This is a genomic window from Cryptosporangium sp. NPDC051539 (assembly GCF_044454545.1).
Classification (GTDB): domain Bacteria; phylum Actinomycetota; class Actinomycetes; order Mycobacteriales; family Cryptosporangiaceae; genus Cryptosporangium.
Genome location: NZ_JBITDV010000012.1, coordinates 342794 through 358707 on the forward strand (window position 1 = coordinate 342794; position 15914 = coordinate 358707).

Consider the following 15914-nt stretch of genomic DNA (forward strand, 5'->3'; position numbering starts at 1 on the left):
CTACGTGTCCCACTTGGCGCCACTTGACGGAAGCGACCGTGATCACCACTGTTGAGAAAGCCAGAAGCGGTGTCGGACGGAGGAAGCCGGTGTGAATCCGGCGCGGTCCCGCCACTGTCACCGGGGAGCGACCTCGCGCTCGAAGCCACTGCGTCACCGCGGGAAGGCATGCGAGGGAGCATCGATCCGGGAGCCAGGAGACTCCGGGCACCGCTGAGGCAACGGACCACCGTTGCCGAACCACGACCCGGGGCGCGGACCCCGAGTGAGGACGCCCCGCGTGATTCTGCTGCTCTCGACGTCGGACACCGACCTGCTCTCGGCGCGGGCGAGCGGGGCTCCCTACCGCCTCGCGAACCCGGCCCGCACAGGGGTAGACGATCTGCCCGCGCTGGTGGACGGCGTGGACCTGGTCGTCGTCCGGATCCTCGGCGGACGCCGGGCCTGGGAAGAGGGCCTGGACGCGCTGCTGGCCGGACCGCGGCCGGTCGTCGTGCTGGGCGGGGAGATCGCACCGGACGCCGACCTGATGCAGCTCTCCACGGTGCCGGCCGGTGTCGCGGCCGAGGCCCACGCCTACCTGGCCCAGGGCGGCGCGCCCAACCTCGAGCAGCTCCACAACTTCCTCAGCGACACGATCCTGCTCACCGGCCTCGGCTTCGAGCCCGCGGCCGACACCCCGACCTGGGGCGTGCTGGAACGGGCTCCGAGGGGCGGGGCTTCGACCCCGGCCAGCGGACCGAACCTCAGCGACCGCGCGCCGGAAACCCGCCGTCCGGTCATCGCGGTCCTGTACTACCGGGCCCACCACGTCGCCGGCAACACCGGGTTCGTGCACTCGCTGTGCGACGCGATCGAGGACGCGGGCGGGCGGGCGCTGCCGGTCTTCTGTGCTTCGCTGCGGACCGCCCCGGAAGAGCTGATCGCGACGCTCGAGACCGCCGACGCGCTGGTCGTGACCGTGCTCGCGGCCGGCGGCACGAAGCCCGCCACCGCGAGCGCCGGTGGCGACGACGACGCCTGGGACGTCGGCGCGCTCGCCGGCCTCGACGTCCCGATCCTGCAGGGCCTCTGCCTCACCAGCAGCCGGGCGACCTGGGACGCCAGTGACGACGGACTGTCCCCGCTGGACAACGCGACCCAGGTCGCGATCCCCGAGTTCGACGGCCGGATCATCACGGTGCCGTTCTCGTTCAAGGAGATCGACGACGACGGGCTGACCGTCTACGTCGCCGACCCCGAGCGCGCGGCCCGGGTGGCCGGCATCGCGGTGAAGCACGGCGTCCTGCGGCACATCCCGGCCGGTGCGAAGAAGATCGCGCTGATGCTCAGCGCGTACCCCACCAAGCACGCCCGGGTGGGCAACGCGGTCGGTCTCGACACGCCGGCCAGCGCCGTGAAACTGCTGCGGGCGCTGCGGGACCACGGCTACCGGGTGGGAGACCTCCCGGGCGTCGAGTCGCAGGACGGCGACGCGCTGATCCACGCGCTGATCGCCGCCGGCGGCCACGACACCGCCTGGCTCACCGAGGAGCAACTCGCCGCGAACCCGGTGCGGATCCCGGGCGCGGTCTACCAGGAGTACTTCGACTCGCTCGATCCCGGGCTGCGCGAACGGATGTTGCGGCACTGGGGCCCGCCGCCCGGTGAGATGTACGTCCACGACGGCGACATCGTGCTGGCCGCGCTGCGTGCCGGGAACGTCGTCGTGATGATCCAGCCGCCGCGCGGGTTCGGTGAGAACCCGGTCGCGATCTACCACGATCCCGACCTGCCGCCGAGCCACCACTACCTGGCCGCCTACCACTGGCTGGCCGCCGACTTCGGCGCCGACGCCGTCGTCCACCTGGGCAAACACGGCAACCTGGAGTGGCTACCGGGCAAGAACGTCGGGATGTCGGCCGCCGACGGATCCGACGCGGCCCTCGGCAACCTGCCGCTGATCTACCCGTTCCTGGTCAACGACCCGGGCGAGGGGACGCAGGCCAAGCGGCGCACGCACGCGACGCTGGTGGATCACCTGGTGCCGCCGATGGCCCGCGCCGACTCGTACGGAGACATCGCCCGGCTCGAGCAACTGCTGGACGAGCACGCGAACATCGCCGCGCTCGACCCGGCGAAGCTCCCGGCGATCCGGGCCCAGATCTGGACGCTGATCCAGGCCGCCCGGCTCGACCACGACCTGGGGCTGGACGACCGTCCGCACGACGCCGAGTTCGACGACTTCATCCTGCACGTGGACGGGTGGCTGTGCGAGGTCAAGGACGTCCAGATCCGGGACGGCCTGCACGTCCTGGGTCTCGCGCCGGAGGGTGAGGCCCGGGTCAACCTGGTGCTCGCGATGTTGCGCGCCCGCCAGATGTGGGCCGGCCAGGTCTCGGCGCTGCCGGGCCTGCGCGAGGCGCTCGGCCTGGTCGAGGGCGACTCCGCGAGGTCGAACGTCGACGAGGTCGAAGCACTCGCCCACGACCTGGTCGCCGCGATGGAGGACCGGGACTGGAACCCCGCCGTCACGGTCCAGGTCACCGACCACGTCCTGGACGCCGCAGCCGCAGCCGCCGCAGCGCCCGCCGCGCCCGCCGCCGGGGCACCAGCGGCGGCGGGCGTCGATCGGGCGCTCGTCGCGCGCGTTCTCCGTTTCGCGGCCGATGAAGTCGTGCCGCGCCTCAGCAAGACCACCGACGAGCTCACGCACGTGCTGCACGCGCTGAACGGCGGGTACGTGCCGGCCGGGCCGAGTGGCTCGCCGCTGCGGGGGCTGATCAACACGCTGCCGACCGGGCGGAACTTCTACTCGGTCGACCCCAAGGCCGTCCCCAGCCGCCTGGCCTGGGAGACCGGCACCGCGATGGCCGACTCGCTGCTGGCCCGGTACCGGGAGGACACCGGCGACTGGCCGCGCTCGGTCGGCCTCTCGATCTGGGGCACGTCCGCGATGCGCACCGCCGGCGACGACATCGCCGAGGTGCTCGCGCTGCTCGGCGTCCGCCCGGTCTGGGACGAAGCCTCCCGCCGGGTTTCGGGTCTCGAGGTCATCGCGGCCGACGAGCTCGGCCGCCCGCGCATCGACGTCACGATCCGTATCAGCGGCTTCTTCCGGGACGCGTTCCCGCACGTGGTGGCCCTGCTCGACGACGCCGTCCAGCTGGTGGCGAAACTCGACGAACCCGACAACTACGTCCGCGACCACGTGCTGGCCGATGTGGAGAACCACCACGACGAGCGCCGGGCCACCCTGCGTCTGTTCGGCTCGAAGCCGGGCGCCTACGGAGCGGGCATCCTGCAGGCGATCGACTCCCGCACCTGGCGTGACGACAAGGATCTGGCCGAGGTCTACGCGGTCTGGGGTGGCTTCGCCTACGGCCGGAACCTCGACGGCATCCCGGCCCGCCCGGACATGGAGAACGCCTACCGCCGGATCAACGTCGCCGCGAAGAACGTCGACACGGCCGAGCACGACATCGCCGACTCCGACGACTACTTCCAGTACCACGGCGGCATGATCGCGACCGTGCGCGCGCTCACCGGCGAGTCCCCGAAGGCCTACATCGGCGACAGCACCCGCCCGGACGCCGTCCGCACCCGCAGCCTGCACGAAGAGACCGCCCGGGTCTTCCGGGCCCGGGTCGTCAACCCGCGCTGGATCGAAGCCATGCGCAGGCACGGCTACAAGGGCGCGTTCGAGCTCGCCGCGACCGTCGACTACCTGTTCGGCTACGACGCCACCGCGGGCGTCGTCGCCGACTGGATGTACGAGAACCTGGCCCGGACCTACGCGCTCGACGAGGAGAACCAGAAGTTCTTCACCGAGTCGAACCCGTGGGCGCTGCACGCGATCACCGAGCGCCTGATCGAGGCCGCGAACCGGGGCATGTGGGAGCACCCCGACGCCGCCACGCTGGACGCGCTGCAGGAGCTCTACCTGGCCACCGAAGGCGACCTGGAAGACGAGTAGTTCAGCTCGGTCGCGCAGACCGGCGCGACCAATATCGTGCCGGTATGCGGCGAGACGAACCCAGCTGGGTGCCCACGTTCTTACTGGCCGGAGCGTTCCTGGCCCTGCTCGCGGTGCCCGTGCTGGCCTGGCAGAGCTTCTGGACCCGGATCACGTTCGGCGGGCCGCTGGAGCCCGAGGCCAAGGTTCACTCCGACCATCTAATGGTGGCCGCGCTGATCATCGCGGTGGTGGCGCCTGTGGTCGGTATCGCGGCCGGCTGGTGGTTGCGGTCGACCGGGTCGATCGTCGTCATGACCGTGGTGCTGTCGGTGACGGTCGCGCTCGGCCTGTTCGCGGTGATCAAGACGTACCACCCGCCCGAGCCCGACCCCTGGCCGACTCACTGCCAGGAGCACAGCGGCGGTGGCAACGAATGCCCGGGCGACTGACCCCGCTCCCGGGGAACGAATCGTCACTGGTCAAGATTGAAAGGGGAGGCGGCGACGACGGAGGAGCTCGATGACGGTAGTGCTCGAACCGGACGACGTTTGGGGCTACCTGATCGAGCGCAACCTCGCGTCCGGCACGGGCGCCGTACGCGAAGTCGGCGATGGCAACATGAATCGGGTCTTCCTGGCAATTTCCGACGATCCTGCCGTGAAAAGTCTCGCGGTCAAGCAGGCGCCGCCCTGGATCCAGAAGCTCGGCCCGTCGTCCCCGATGAGCCCCGAGCGGGCGCTGATCGAGGCTCGCGCCCTCCGCACGTTCGCCGACTACGCGCCCAAGCAGACCCCGCAAGTCCTCGACGTCGACGAAGACCGCTTCGCGTTCACGATGGAGGACCTGTCGGACCTGACGGTGCTGCGCACCGCGCTGAACCGGGGCGCCGCGATCGGCACCACGTCGGCGGAGGTCGGCGAGCTGGTCGGGCGGGTGACGTTCGCGACCAGCGTGGCCGGCACCGGGCCGCGGGAACGAGCCGATCTGCTGGCCCGCTCGGTGAACCCGCTGCTCGCCGAGGTGACGCTGCAGTACCTGCTCGGTGACCCGTTCGTCGAGGCCGAGCACAACGCGAACCATCCGGCGCTGGACCCCGCCGTCCGCAGGCTGCGGACCGACCCCGCCGTCCGCACCGAGCTCGCCGCGCTCCGAGCGGCCTTCAACGAGCACGCCCAGGCGCTCGTCCACGGCGACCTGCACAGTGGCAGCGTCATGGTCGGCGTCCGGAACGGCGAGCCGGTCGTCCGGGTCATCGACCCCGAGTTCGCGATGGTCGGCCCGATCGGCCTCGATCTCGGCCTCTACCTGGCCAACGTGGTCATCGCCGCGGTGCGGTCGCGCGACACCGGCCATCTGGCCTCGATCGAGGGCCTGTGGGACGCGTTCTGCGCCGCCTGGCGGGAGGGCTGGCCGAACCGCGCCGACCCGTTCCTCGACGACGGCTGGCTACTGCGTCACCTCCGGAACGTCTGGCACGACTCGCTGGGGTTCGCCGCGGCCGAGATGGTTCGCCGCGTGGCCGGCTACTCGCACGCGTCCGACCTGGAGACGTTGCCCGACCCCGGACCGGCCTCCGCCGTCGTCCTCGACCTCGGCCACCGCCTGTTGGTCGACCGCGGCGTGTGCGGCGGCGACGGCGGTCGCCCCGACCCGCGGGCCCTGGCCCACTTGGTCAGCGTCACCTGGGAGAACTACCGATGAGGCCGGTCCTCGACGACAGCGTCCGCCTGACCGGCGAAGGCGTGCTGATCCTCGACCGTCGCGTCTTCCCCGCACGTCAGGAGTGGGTGCTGGCCCGCACCGCGGGCGAGGTCGCGGTCGCGATCCGCGAGATGGTCACGCAGAGCTCCGGCCCGTTCTACGCCGGACTGGCGGGCCTCCGCCTGAGCGCTCGCGCCTCCCGTGGTGACGGTGTCGACACTGCTCTCAAGACTCTGGCCGACGACGGCGAGCTGCTCACCGCGGCCCGCCCCACGAACAACCACGTCCGGGACGCGGTGCGCGAGGTTTTGTCGGCCGTGACCGCGGTGTCGTCGGCGGATCAACTCGCGGACGTCGTCGAGGCCGAGACCGCCCGGCTGGAGAGCCTGTACCGGGGTGGCAGCGCCGAGCTGGGACGGCTGACTGCCCAGCTCATCCCCGACGGGGCCCGGGTGATGACCCACTGCTGGATGGACGCCTATCTGATCGGGCTGGTCCAGGAGGCCTCGCGGGCGGGGCGCACGTACGAGTGGGTCGTCACCGAGACCCGGCCGTACCTGCAGGGTGCCCGGCTCACCGCGCACACGCTGGCCGAATTCGGTTTCACCCCGACGCTCATCACCGACGGCACCGCGGCCGCCGCGATGTCGCCGCAGTCGACGCTCGGCCCGATCGACGCGCTGGTCACCGCCGCCGACCGGGTGACGATGGACGGGCACGTGATCAACAAGGTCGGGACGCTCGGCCACGCGGTCGCGGCCTCGGCGTTCGGCGTCCCGTTCTACGCGCTGGTGCTGTCACCGGACCGCACCGCGGCCACCGCGTCCGACGTCGTGATCGAGGAGCGCGACGGCGCCGAGGTGCTCTCGACGCTCGGCTCGCGAACGGCGTCGTCGCTGGTCGAGCGCGGGTACTACCCGGCGTTCGACGTCACGCCACCGCGGTTCGTCGGCAAGATCGTCACCGACCGCGGAGTTTTCGAGCCGGCCCGGGTCGGCGAGTACCACCTCGGTTCGCACAGGGAGCAGAACTCATGACCCACACCGCCCGCGTGGTCGTCCTCGACATCGAGGGCACCACCAGCGCAGCCGGCTTCGTCCAGGGCGACCTGTACGACTACGCGCGGCCGCGGCTGCTGTCGTGGATCTCCGAGCACGCCGACGACCCGGCGATCGCGGCCGCCGTCGCGCAGACCCGGACCGACGGTGGGCTCGGGCCGGACGCGGATGCGGAGGCCGTGGTCGGCGTGCTGCACGGCTGGATGGACGCGGACGTGAAGGCCACGCCGCTGAAGACGATCCAGGGTCAGCTCTGGGCGGCCGGGTTCGCGGCCGGCGAGCTGCGGTCGCACTTCTTCGACGACGTGGTTCCGCGGCTGCGGGCCTGGCACGAGGCGGGCCTGAGGCTCGTGTCGTTCTCGTCGGGTTCGATCGCCAGCCAGGTGCCCTGGTACCGGCACGCCGACGCCGGTGACCTCACGCCGCTGATCGAGGACTACTTCGACACGGTCAAGGCCGGCAGCAAGCGCGAGGCGTCGTCGTACGACACGATTGCCTCGTCGCTGGGGGTGACCGGTGCCCAGATCCTGTTCCTGACCGACCTGCCGGCGGAGCTGGACGCCGCGGCCGCGGCCGGCTGGCAGGTGACCGGCGTCCGCCGGGAGGGCGAGCCGAACTTCGGCGCGGACTTCGGCTCGCACGAGGTGGTGGCGAGTTTCGACGAGGTCCACGTGGTCGCGCCGGAGGCCGCCGCCGGCGGTATCGCGGCAGGTGGGTTCGGGGCGGGTGGGTTCGCGGCGGGCGGTGGCGCGGCGGGCGTGGCCGGGGCCGCTGGGGCGCAGGCGTGAGCGCGCCGGACTTCCGTACCGACTTCCGCGGGGCGCTGGAAGGCGCCGGGCGAGCACTGGCGGCCGAGTCGGCCCGGTTCGCCGGCATCGGGTGGATGCGGGGCACGTCGGGGAACCTGTCGATCGTGCTCAACCGCGACCCGCTGCGGCTCGCGGTGACGGTCAGCGGCCTCGACAAGGGCGAGCTGACCAGCAGCGACGTCGTCGTCGTGGACGAGTTCGGCCGGGCCGTGCCCGAGCAGCCCCGCCCCGGCCTGATCCCGTCGGCCGAGGCGGAGCTGCACGCGCGGGTGGCGTCGCTCTCCGGTGCCGGTGCGGTCGTGCACGTCCACGCGCTGCAGGCCGTCCTCGCCGGTCACTGGTGGCCGGACGGCATCGACCTGCGCGACCTGGAGATGCTCAAGGGCATCGGGCGGCGCGCGCACGACGAGACCGTCACGATCCCGGTCGTGCCGAACTCCCAGGACATGAAAGTGCTCGGCGACGACGTCGCCACGGTCTTCGACCCGGGCGTTCCCGCGGTCGTCGTCGCGAGGCACGGCATGTACGCGTGGGGGCGGGATCTGATGCAGGCCCGCCACCACACCGAGATCGTCGAGTTCCTGCTGCAGTTCACGGTCGAGACGCGCTAGCGGCGGAGGCGCCAGAAGGCCAGGCCGGAGAGCAAGGCGGAGAGAACCAGGGCTCCGGTCAGTTCGATCCACTGGAACGGCCAGTACCGGTCGGCGGGCTGGTACGTGGCCGCGAGGTGCAGGTCGCGCCGGATCAGGCACGCCTCGAACCCGTCGGGCTCGCCGGGCTTCGCCTGGCCCTGCCCGGCCAGCTTCAGGCAGTCCTGGACGTCAGCGGCTAAGACTTTCCGCCCGGACGTGAGCAGGTGCGAGGAGAGCACGACGGTGACCGCGAGCTCGTCGACGAAGTCGAGCAGGTTCTGCAGGAACTGGCGCCGGGCCAACGGGCGCCAAGGCGCGAGAGAGCCCGGCGGGCGCCTTCCCGGGGGAGGAACGCGCCGGCGTCATTCCGTGGTGATCAGGGCCTTGAGGCCGTCGGACGCCTGCCGGACGTGGCGGTCGAGGCCGACGCCGGTCGAACCGTCGATCCAGCGCTGAAAGCCGACATGGAAAATCGTCGCCCCGAACTCCGCGGTCAGGATCGCGTCGGGATCCGGCACGTCCCGGGCGCGGAGGGCGTCTGCGGTGGCCGCCTTGAGCGTGGACAGCTTGAGTAGCTCGCGCTCCAGCAGACTGGTATTCGACGCGATCGCGGCCGCGCGGCGCCGGGCGAACTCGTGCCGCTCGGCGAAGAACGGGGCCACCGACTCGAACGCTCGGGTGATGACCTCGATCGGGTCGAGCCCGTCCGGTACCGCCGCGATCGCACCGATCACGATCTTCTGCAGCTCCTCCGACCCCTGGAACAGCACCTCGCGCTTATCGGCGAAGTGCCGGAAGAACGTCCGCTCGGTGACGCCGGCTCGTTCGGAGAGCCCCGCCACTGTCGCCTGCTCGAAGCCTTCCTCGGTGAAGGCGTCGAGTGCCGCCATCAACAGCCGTTCCCGAACTCCGGGTTCCCATCGCGCCACGTTCCCAGTGTAGTGATGGCAGTCCCTGACATCACGGTGTAGCTTCGATGTCAGCCACTGACATCGCTAGGAGAGAGTCATGCGCGTTTTTGTCACCGGTGCCTCCGGCTGGATCGCCTCCGGCGTCGTCCCCGAGCTGATCGAGGCCGGCCACCAGGTCGTCGGTATGGCCCGGTCGGAAGAGGGAGCGGCGAAGGTCAAGGCCTACGGGGCCGAGGTCCGGATGGGCAACCTCGACGACCTCGACAGCCTCCGCAAGGGCGCCGAGGAGGCCGACGGCGTCGTTCACCTCGCCTTCAACCACGACGACTTCGTGGCCGCGGGATCGACCGAGCGGGCCGCGGTCGAAATGTTCGGCGATGTCCTCGCGGGCACCGACAAGCCGTTCCTGTTCGCGTCCGGGGTGGCGCTGTTGAAGCCCGGCCAGCTGCTCACCGAGGAGGACGCGACCCCGTTCTCCGGCCCTCAGGCCCCGCGCGGAGGTGGCGAGCAGCTCGCGCTGAGCTACGCCGACCGGGGCATCCGCTCGGTGTCCCTGCGGTTCGCGCCCACCGTGCACGGTGTCGGCGACCACGGCTTCATCGCGTACCTCGTCCAGGCGGCCCGGCAGCAGGGCGCCGCGGGGTACGTCGGCGACGGCTCCAACCGCTGGCCGGCGGTGCACCGCGACGACGCAGCCAAGGCGGTCGCGTTGGCGCTGGAGAAGTCGGCGCCCGGCAGTGTCGTCCACGCGATCGCCGAGGAAGGCATTCCCACCCGGGAGATCGCCGAGGCGATCGGCCGCCGGTTGGGCCTGCCGACCGAGTCGATCACCGCCGAGGAGGCCCAGACCCGCCTCGGCTTCATCGGCATGGTCTACAGCGGTGACATGCCCGCGTCGAACACGCTCACCCGCGAGCGGCTCGGCTGGGAGCCGACGCACGCCACGCTGCTGGAGGACCTCAACGCCGGGGCGTACACGTCTTGACGAATGCGTCGAGCTCGAGGTTCTTGCGCAGCGAACTGAAGCCGGGAGGAATCTTCTTCCGGCAGGGCTCGTCGGAGTACTCGACGTGGAAGACGGCCTTGCCCGCGTCGGTGAACGGGGTCAGTTCGTCGCACTCGCCGTAGGCCGCGCACTCCTCGTTCACCGCGAACTGGAAGTCGTTCACCAGGTCGGTTACCTGCTCCAGGTCGTTCTTGAGCCCGACCGAGAGCCCGTACGAGTGCGCCAGGGCGGCGATCCGCCGGTTGTAACGCAGCTGGTCCGCGGCCGTCAGCGGGAAACCGCTGTCGTTCGCGAACCCGTCGACGTTGTCCGGCTCGACGGCGTCGAACCCTTTGGAGCGGCAGACGTCGAACCGGGCCGCCATGATCGGCTGCAGCACGTCCCAGCGGCGGATGTCGAGCCAGCGCTCACCGGGCCAGCCGTCGAGGCCCTTGCCGACCACCGCGGCCGGGAACTTCCGGTAGTCCGACCGGAAGTCCTCGGCCGCGCCCGCGTTCAGGTAACAGATCACTTTCCGGCCCGCGGCGTGCAGGGACGCGACGACACCGGCGTTGTTCGTGAATCCGTCGATGTCGTAGACCTGCACGTCGACCGACTGGTCCACGGTTCCCGACAGCTGCCACTGCCAGGTGGTGCCCGGCCCGGGGGTCCAGAACGCGGCGCCCGCCTTCGGCGTCCCGTCCCCGTCCGAGACCCCCGGCGCGCGGGTGTCCGGCGCCTGGGCGTCGGGCCACTGCCACCGGACGATCGCCCCCGCCGCGACCAGCACGCAGACGACGACCGCGAGCAGCACCGCCCGCCGACGGCTTACGACAGCCCCAGCGGGGCGGCGGCGATGTCGGTCAGCGCGGTCGGCTTCGGCCCGGTTCCCCCGTGCAGCGTGTGCACCAGGAGGTCCCGCGACGCCCGCAGCGCGACCCGCGCCGCGACGACCCGCTGCTCCTCGGGCAGCGACTCGACGTCGGCCACTTTCGCGAACCCGATCACCCGCCGAGCGACCTCGGCCCCCGCGTACGTGACCGCGTCCGCCCACACCTGGGACAGGTACGACGACAGGAACGAATCACCGAACACCCGCGGGTCGAAGCGCGAGCCCCACCGCTGCCGGTACGCCGCTTCGAACGCGTTCCAGGTCACCCGCCCGAGGCCCAGCAGTTGCCGCGCCCGCACGGACTGGCCCATCGCCACCGCTCGCGAGGCCGCCAGCACGTAGTTCCCCCAGAGCATCCCCAGGTCGAAGCCGAGCGGCCCGTAGAACCCGAACTCCGAGTCGAACACCCTGATCGAGGGCGCTGCGCCGAACCGCACGAACACCGACCCGGTGTGCAGGTCGCCGTGCAGCAACGACTCGGCCCGCGTCATGAACGCCAGCTTCGCCAGCCCGACCGCGTGCAGGACGTCCTGATCAGAAGCCAGCGCCTCGACGTCGGGCTCGTTGAGAACATGAACGACGTTGTGGTCGTGCGACACGAACGGCTCGGTCAGCACGAGGTCCTCGGTGATCTCGCACAGCTCCGGGTTGATCGCCCGCGCGACCGCCCGCTTGTGCGCCGCCGAACCGACCCCCAGCACCGACGTCCCGAACCCGACCGCGCCGACGTACGAGCCCAGCGCCGCCGCCGCCACCGCGTCGTCTTCCGATGCCGAGACCCGCGTGTTCAGCACCGTCCGCCAGACCCGGTGGTCGGACAGGTCCTCCAGCGCCAGCACGTACCGCGTCTCGTCGTAGAACAGCAGCGAAGGAACGTGCGACGGGGCCACCGCCTGGTGCGACGCCAGCACGTACGCCTCGCGCGAGGACCGCTCCCGCGTCATCGGCCAGTTCGGGTCCGTCCGCACGTACGGCAGCGACTGCTTCAGCACCAGCGACCCGGACGAACCCCGCACGACGAACACCAGGTTGAGGTTTCCGTCCCCGACCTCCCGCACCGCGGTGACGTCCCCGAGGAGGGAGGACAGCGAAGGCACCGACGCGACGTAGGCCGGGACCGATTCGACGTCCAGCAGGTCGGACATGCTCACCTCACGTCGGCTGGCCGGGCAGCGTGGCCCGGCGGGTGGACAGCGTGTAGCTGAACAGCAGCGCGACGAGCAGCACCGCGCCCTTGGCGACATCCTGCACGTAATACGGCAGGCCCATCATGCTGAATCCGACAACCATCACGGTCACCAGGATCGCGCCGAGCACCGTGCCCCAGGCGTTCGGCACGTTGCGTCCCAGCACCGAGGTGCCGACCAGCGCCACGGCCACGGCGTCGAGCAGCAGCGAGTTGCCCGCGGAGACGTCTCCCTGGCCGATACGCGCACCCAGCAGCAGACCGGCCACCGACGCCAGCACGCCCGCGGCCACGTACGCGGCGCTGCGGTACAGCCCGACCCGGACGCCGGCCAGCCGCGACGCCTCCGGGTTCGCGCCGACCGCGTACAGCAGCCGGCCCCAGCGCGTCTTCTCGAGCAGGAACCAGACCAGCGCCGAGATCACGATCAGCAGGATCGCCGGGAACGGCACCGGCCCGATCTTGCCCTGGGCCAGGTAGAGGAACCCCTCGGTGAACTTGCCGGGCGCGGTCGAACCGTCGTCCAGCGTCATCCGCGACGAGATCGACTTGCCGTCGACCAGCACCAGCTTCAGGCCCTGGATCGCGAACATCGTGGTCAGCGTGGCCAACAGGTCGGGTATCCGGGCCCAGACGATCAGCGCCGCGTTGATCAGGCCGACCACTCCGCCGGCCAGCAGCACGACGACGATCGCGACGCCCCCGACCTGGTTGCCGATGACCATCGTCCAGGCCGCCAGCGACACCGCGAGCCCGGCCGTGCTGCCGACCGACAGGTCGAGGCCGCCGACCGTCATCGCGATCGTGACGCCGAGCCCGGCGATACCGACCGGGGCCGCGTAGACCAGCAGCCCCCAGAGGTTGGACGACGTCCGGAAGTTCGGCTGGCTGATCAGGAAGTAGCCGATCAGGATCACGGTCACCGCGACGAAGCCCCAGCGGACGACGGCCTCACGAACCGGTAGGGCCCGCGCCGCGAACGACGAAGCGGGCAGGCTTTCAGTTGCCACGTGCGGAGACCTCTCCGGAGAAGGCCCGCACGACGTCGTCGCGGCTGACCTGTGCAATGGGGGAGTCGAGGGTCAGCGCGCCCTCGACCAGGACAAGGATCCGGTCGGCGATCTCGAAGACCTCGTCGACGTCGGCGGAGAGCACGACCACGGCACCTCCGGCCGACGCCACCGCGCGGACCTGGTCGCCGATGTCGCGCCGGGCACCGAGGTCGACGCCCCGGAACGGCTCGTCCAGCAGCAACAGCCGGGCCTGCTCGACCAGCCAGCGCCCGACCACGACCTTCTGCTGGTTGCCCCCGGAGAGCTCGTTCAGCTCGGTCTTCGGGCCGCGGGCCACGATGCCGAGCTTCTCGATGACGGTCGCCGCTCGTTCCCGCTCGCCACCGCCGTTGAGCACGCCCAGCCGGCTGGAGACCTTCGTGATGAACGGCAGGCTCAGCGTCCGCTGGATCGACCAGCCGGGCAGCAGCGCCTGGTCGGCGCGGTCTTCCGGCACGAGGTAGATCCCGTTCCGGATCGCCTCGCCGGTCGACCGCGGTGCCCGCGCCAGCCCGTCGAACTCGGCCGTCCCGGCCGTCCAGCCCGTCGACCCGAACAATCCGTGCGCCAGCTCCGACTTCCCGGCCCCGATCAACCCCACGATGCCGGTGACCTCGCCGCCGTTGAGGGCCAACTCCAGCGTCGGGCTTTCCGCGAACAGCTTGACGCCACGCAAGCGAACCACCGCCGGACGCGCCCCACCGCCCGCCGGTCCGGGGTCGGTGTCGGCGTCGGCGTCGGCCGGGGGAGTCTCGTGGCGCAGAACGGTGGCGCGCAGGCCCTCGGCGCTGGCTCCGAGCATCGCCGGGAGGATGACCTCCCAGCTCAGCGGCTTCTGGACGTCCGCTGTCACGCGGCCGTCGCGCAGCACCACGGCTCGGTCGGCGATCGCGTCGACCTCACCGAGTCGGTGGGACACGAGCACGACGGCCAGCCCGTCGGCCCGCAGTTGGCGCACGACCCGGAACAACCGCTCGGCCTCCGCCGACGACAGCGCCGACGTCGGCTCGTCCAGGATCAGCAGCCGCGGCCGCTGCAACAGCGTCCGGGCGACGACCAGCAGCTGAGCGTCCGAAATCCCCAGCGTGGCGACATCGCGGCGCAGCACGGCGTCCGACCAGCCGAGGTCGAGGACCTCGACGGCGCGCCGGGCGACGGACCTCACCTCCCGGCGGCGCAGCAGCCAGGACGCCCCGCCCCCGGCGAGCTCGTCGAAGGCGAGGTTCTCGGCGACCGTGAGGCCGGGCACGACACCTTCGCGAACCCGCTGGTGAACGGTCGCGATCCCGAGGCCGCGGGCCTCGGTGGGCGAGGAGAGCCGGGCCGGCTCACCTCCGACCAGCACCTCACCGGTGTAGTCGGGGTGGGCACCGGCCAGGATCTTGATCAGCGTCGACTTCCCGGCGCCGTTGGCGCCGAGCAGAGCGACGACCTCGCCGCCGGAGATCTCCAGATCGACGCCGCGCAGGACGACGTTCGGCCCGAAGGATTTACCGACGCCGCGCACCGAGACAACGGCCTCGGTGCGCGGTTCGGCCAGTAAAGGCGGAGTCATGTGCGGATGAATCCCCTGGTTAGGCGGCGTTCGGAAGCCAGTCTGCCACCGAAACGGAGTCGAGCTTCAGCTTGGGCTCGGCGCTGACCAGCGCACCCACCGAAGTGATCTTCTTCGTCTGGAGGTCCTTCTGGGTGAGCAGCACGCCCGGGAACGACACCGACGACTCGCTGAACTGACCGGCGAGCTTGAGCGCGATCGTGCGGACGACAGCGGCGCCGATCTGACCCGGGTCGGTCGCCGCGGTGGCCACCCACGGGCTGCCGCCGGCGGTCATCACCTCGAGGTCGGCGTTCGACGTGTCGATGCCGTAGACCTTGACCCTGTCCTGCAGGTTGTTCTGCTTGACGGCCTGGACGACACCCTTGGTGATCTCGTCGTACGGGGCGAAGATCGCCTTGACGTCCGGGTGCTGCTTGAGCGCGGCGTCCACCAGCGGGATGTTGTCGGTCGCGGTCGACTCGGTGACCTTGCCGGTGAAGAACACCTGCTGGAGCTTGTGGTCGGCGACGACCTTCTTCCAGACCGCGCCGCGCCGGTCGAGCGGGGCGAAGCCGGTGGCCGAGACCAGGCCGACCTTCTGCCCGTCGCCGATGTCCTTGATCATCTGGCCGAGGACCTGCTCGGCCAGGCTCTCGTCGGACTGGCTGCTCGCGATGTAGCCGGTGACGTCCGCGGGCAGCGCGGTGTCGTAGACGATCGTCGGGATACCGGCGGCGACGGCCTTCTTCACCAGCGGAGCGATCGTGTCGGTCTGGCCGTGGTCGATGATGATCGCGGCCGGCTTCGCGTCGATCGCCTGCTGCAGGTCAGCGGCCTGCTTGGCGTTGTCGTTGCGGGCGTCGGTGACGGTCAGCTTGATGTTGGCGGCCGCGGCCTGCTTCTGCGCGCCCTGACCCCAGGCCTCGAAGTAGTCACCGGCACCGCTCTGCCGAACGAGAGCTACCGTGACGGGGGAACCGTTGAACGGGCTCGGGCGGGGAGCACTCGCGGTCGGTCCGGTAGACGGTGAGGACGATGCGTCACTCTCCGTGGAGTCGCTCTGCGAGCAGGAAGCGACGGCGAGCAGCGCGGCAACAGCGCTGGTCGCGAACAGCATGGCCCGGCGGGAGCGTCGGATCTGGTTCGTGATTGGCACGTCGACGAGTATGTACGTTAACTAGGAATTACTCCTACCGCTGAGATAGGAATCTCAG

General features: G+C 70.9%; 14 protein-coding genes and 1 riboswitch. Of the genes, 7 read left to right on the forward strand and 7 right to left on the reverse strand.

Annotated elements, in window-relative coordinates; genetic code table 11:
• The first annotated feature begins 79 nt into the window (after positions 1 to 79).
• A riboswitch (cobalamin riboswitch) is annotated at positions 80 to 204 on the forward strand.
• 76 nt (positions 205 to 280) lie between these two features.
• The 6 genes from cobN (at position 281) to mtnB (ending at position 8116) form a co-directional block, all read left to right on the forward strand.
• A complete protein-coding gene (cobN, locus tag ACIBZJ_RS33675) occupies positions 281 to 3955 on the forward strand; it encodes a cobaltochelatase subunit CobN (RefSeq protein WP_395936915.1) in 3675 nt (1224 codons plus the stop codon).
• A 44-nt stretch (positions 3956 to 3999) separates the two neighbouring features.
• A complete protein-coding gene (locus ACIBZJ_RS33680; protein WP_395936917.1) occupies positions 4000 to 4386 on the forward strand; it encodes a hypothetical protein in 387 nt (128 codons plus the stop codon).
• A gap of 70 nt (positions 4387 to 4456) precedes the next feature.
• Positions 4457 to 5638, forward strand: coding sequence for an S-methyl-5-thioribose kinase (mtnK, locus tag ACIBZJ_RS33685; RefSeq protein WP_395936919.1), 1182 nt, complete (start codon positions 4457 to 4459; stop codon positions 5636 to 5638).
• Complete coding sequence (locus tag ACIBZJ_RS33690) at positions 5635 to 6675, forward strand: methylthioribose-1-phosphate isomerase (protein WP_395936921.1); 1041 nt, start codon at positions 5635 to 5637, stop codon at positions 6673 to 6675. Before mtnK (ACIBZJ_RS33685) ends, ACIBZJ_RS33690 begins: the two co-directional genes overlap by 4 nt.
• Positions 6672 to 7484, forward strand: coding sequence for an acireductone synthase (mtnC, locus tag ACIBZJ_RS33695; protein WP_395936923.1), 813 nt, complete (start codon positions 6672 to 6674; stop codon positions 7482 to 7484). Before ACIBZJ_RS33690 ends, mtnC begins: the two co-directional genes overlap by 4 nt.
• Complete coding sequence (mtnB, locus tag ACIBZJ_RS33700) at positions 7481 to 8116, forward strand: methylthioribulose 1-phosphate dehydratase (RefSeq protein WP_395936925.1); 636 nt, start codon at positions 7481 to 7483, stop codon at positions 8114 to 8116. The genes mtnC and mtnB overlap by 4 nt, the downstream gene beginning before the upstream one ends.
• Here mtnB and ACIBZJ_RS33705 read toward each other — a convergent pair.
• Together ACIBZJ_RS33705 and ACIBZJ_RS33710 are read right to left on the reverse strand one after the other, a co-directional pair.
• Positions 8113 to 8439 carry a hypothetical protein gene (locus ACIBZJ_RS33705; protein WP_395936927.1) on the reverse strand — a complete coding sequence of 109 codons (327 nt, stop codon included), beginning with the start codon at positions 8437 to 8439 and terminating at the stop codon, positions 8113 to 8115. The two genes, mtnB and ACIBZJ_RS33705, sit on opposite strands and share 4 nt — an antisense overlap.
• A 60-nt stretch (positions 8440 to 8499) precedes the next feature.
• On the reverse strand, positions 8500 to 9066 hold the full coding sequence (locus ACIBZJ_RS33710; protein ID WP_395936929.1) for a TetR/AcrR family transcriptional regulator: 567 nt from the start codon (positions 9064 to 9066) through the stop codon (positions 8500 to 8502).
• Between the two features lie 79 nt (positions 9067 to 9145).
• On the opposite strand from ACIBZJ_RS33710, the gene ACIBZJ_RS33715 reads away from it, so the two are divergent.
• Complete coding sequence (locus tag ACIBZJ_RS33715) at positions 9146 to 10033, forward strand: SDR family oxidoreductase (protein ID WP_395936931.1); 888 nt, start codon at positions 9146 to 9148, stop codon at positions 10031 to 10033.
• Here the strand turns inward: ACIBZJ_RS33715 and ACIBZJ_RS33720 are convergent.
• Genes ACIBZJ_RS33720 through ACIBZJ_RS33740 form a run of 5 tightly spaced genes read right to left on the reverse strand, consistent with a single transcriptional unit; the run spans position 10008 to position 15856 of the window.
• Positions 10008 to 10847 (reverse strand): endo alpha-1,4 polygalactosaminidase, encoded by an 840-nt coding sequence (locus ACIBZJ_RS33720; RefSeq protein WP_395936933.1) that lies wholly within the window; start codon positions 10845 to 10847, stop codon positions 10008 to 10010. The two genes, ACIBZJ_RS33715 and ACIBZJ_RS33720, sit on opposite strands and share 26 nt — an antisense overlap.
• 14 nt (positions 10848 to 10861) lie before the next feature.
• Positions 10862 to 12070, reverse strand: coding sequence for an S-methyl-5-thioribose kinase (mtnK, locus tag ACIBZJ_RS33725; protein WP_395936935.1), 1209 nt, complete (start codon positions 12068 to 12070; stop codon positions 10862 to 10864).
• Between the two features lie 7 nt (positions 12071 to 12077).
• Complete coding sequence (locus ACIBZJ_RS33730; protein ID WP_395936936.1) at positions 12078 to 13121, reverse strand: ABC transporter permease; 1044 nt, start codon at positions 13119 to 13121, stop codon at positions 12078 to 12080.
• Positions 13111 to 14718: a sugar ABC transporter ATP-binding protein gene (locus ACIBZJ_RS33735; RefSeq protein WP_395936938.1), complete on the reverse strand. Its 1608-nt coding sequence runs from the start codon at positions 14716 to 14718 to the stop codon at positions 13111 to 13113. Before ACIBZJ_RS33735 ends, ACIBZJ_RS33730 begins: the two co-directional genes overlap by 11 nt.
• A 19-nt stretch (positions 14719 to 14737) precedes the next feature.
• On the reverse strand, positions 14738 to 15856 hold the full coding sequence (locus ACIBZJ_RS33740) for a substrate-binding domain-containing protein (protein ID WP_395936940.1): 1119 nt from the start codon (positions 15854 to 15856) through the stop codon (positions 14738 to 14740).
• Between the last annotated feature and the right edge of the window lie 58 nt (positions 15857 to 15914).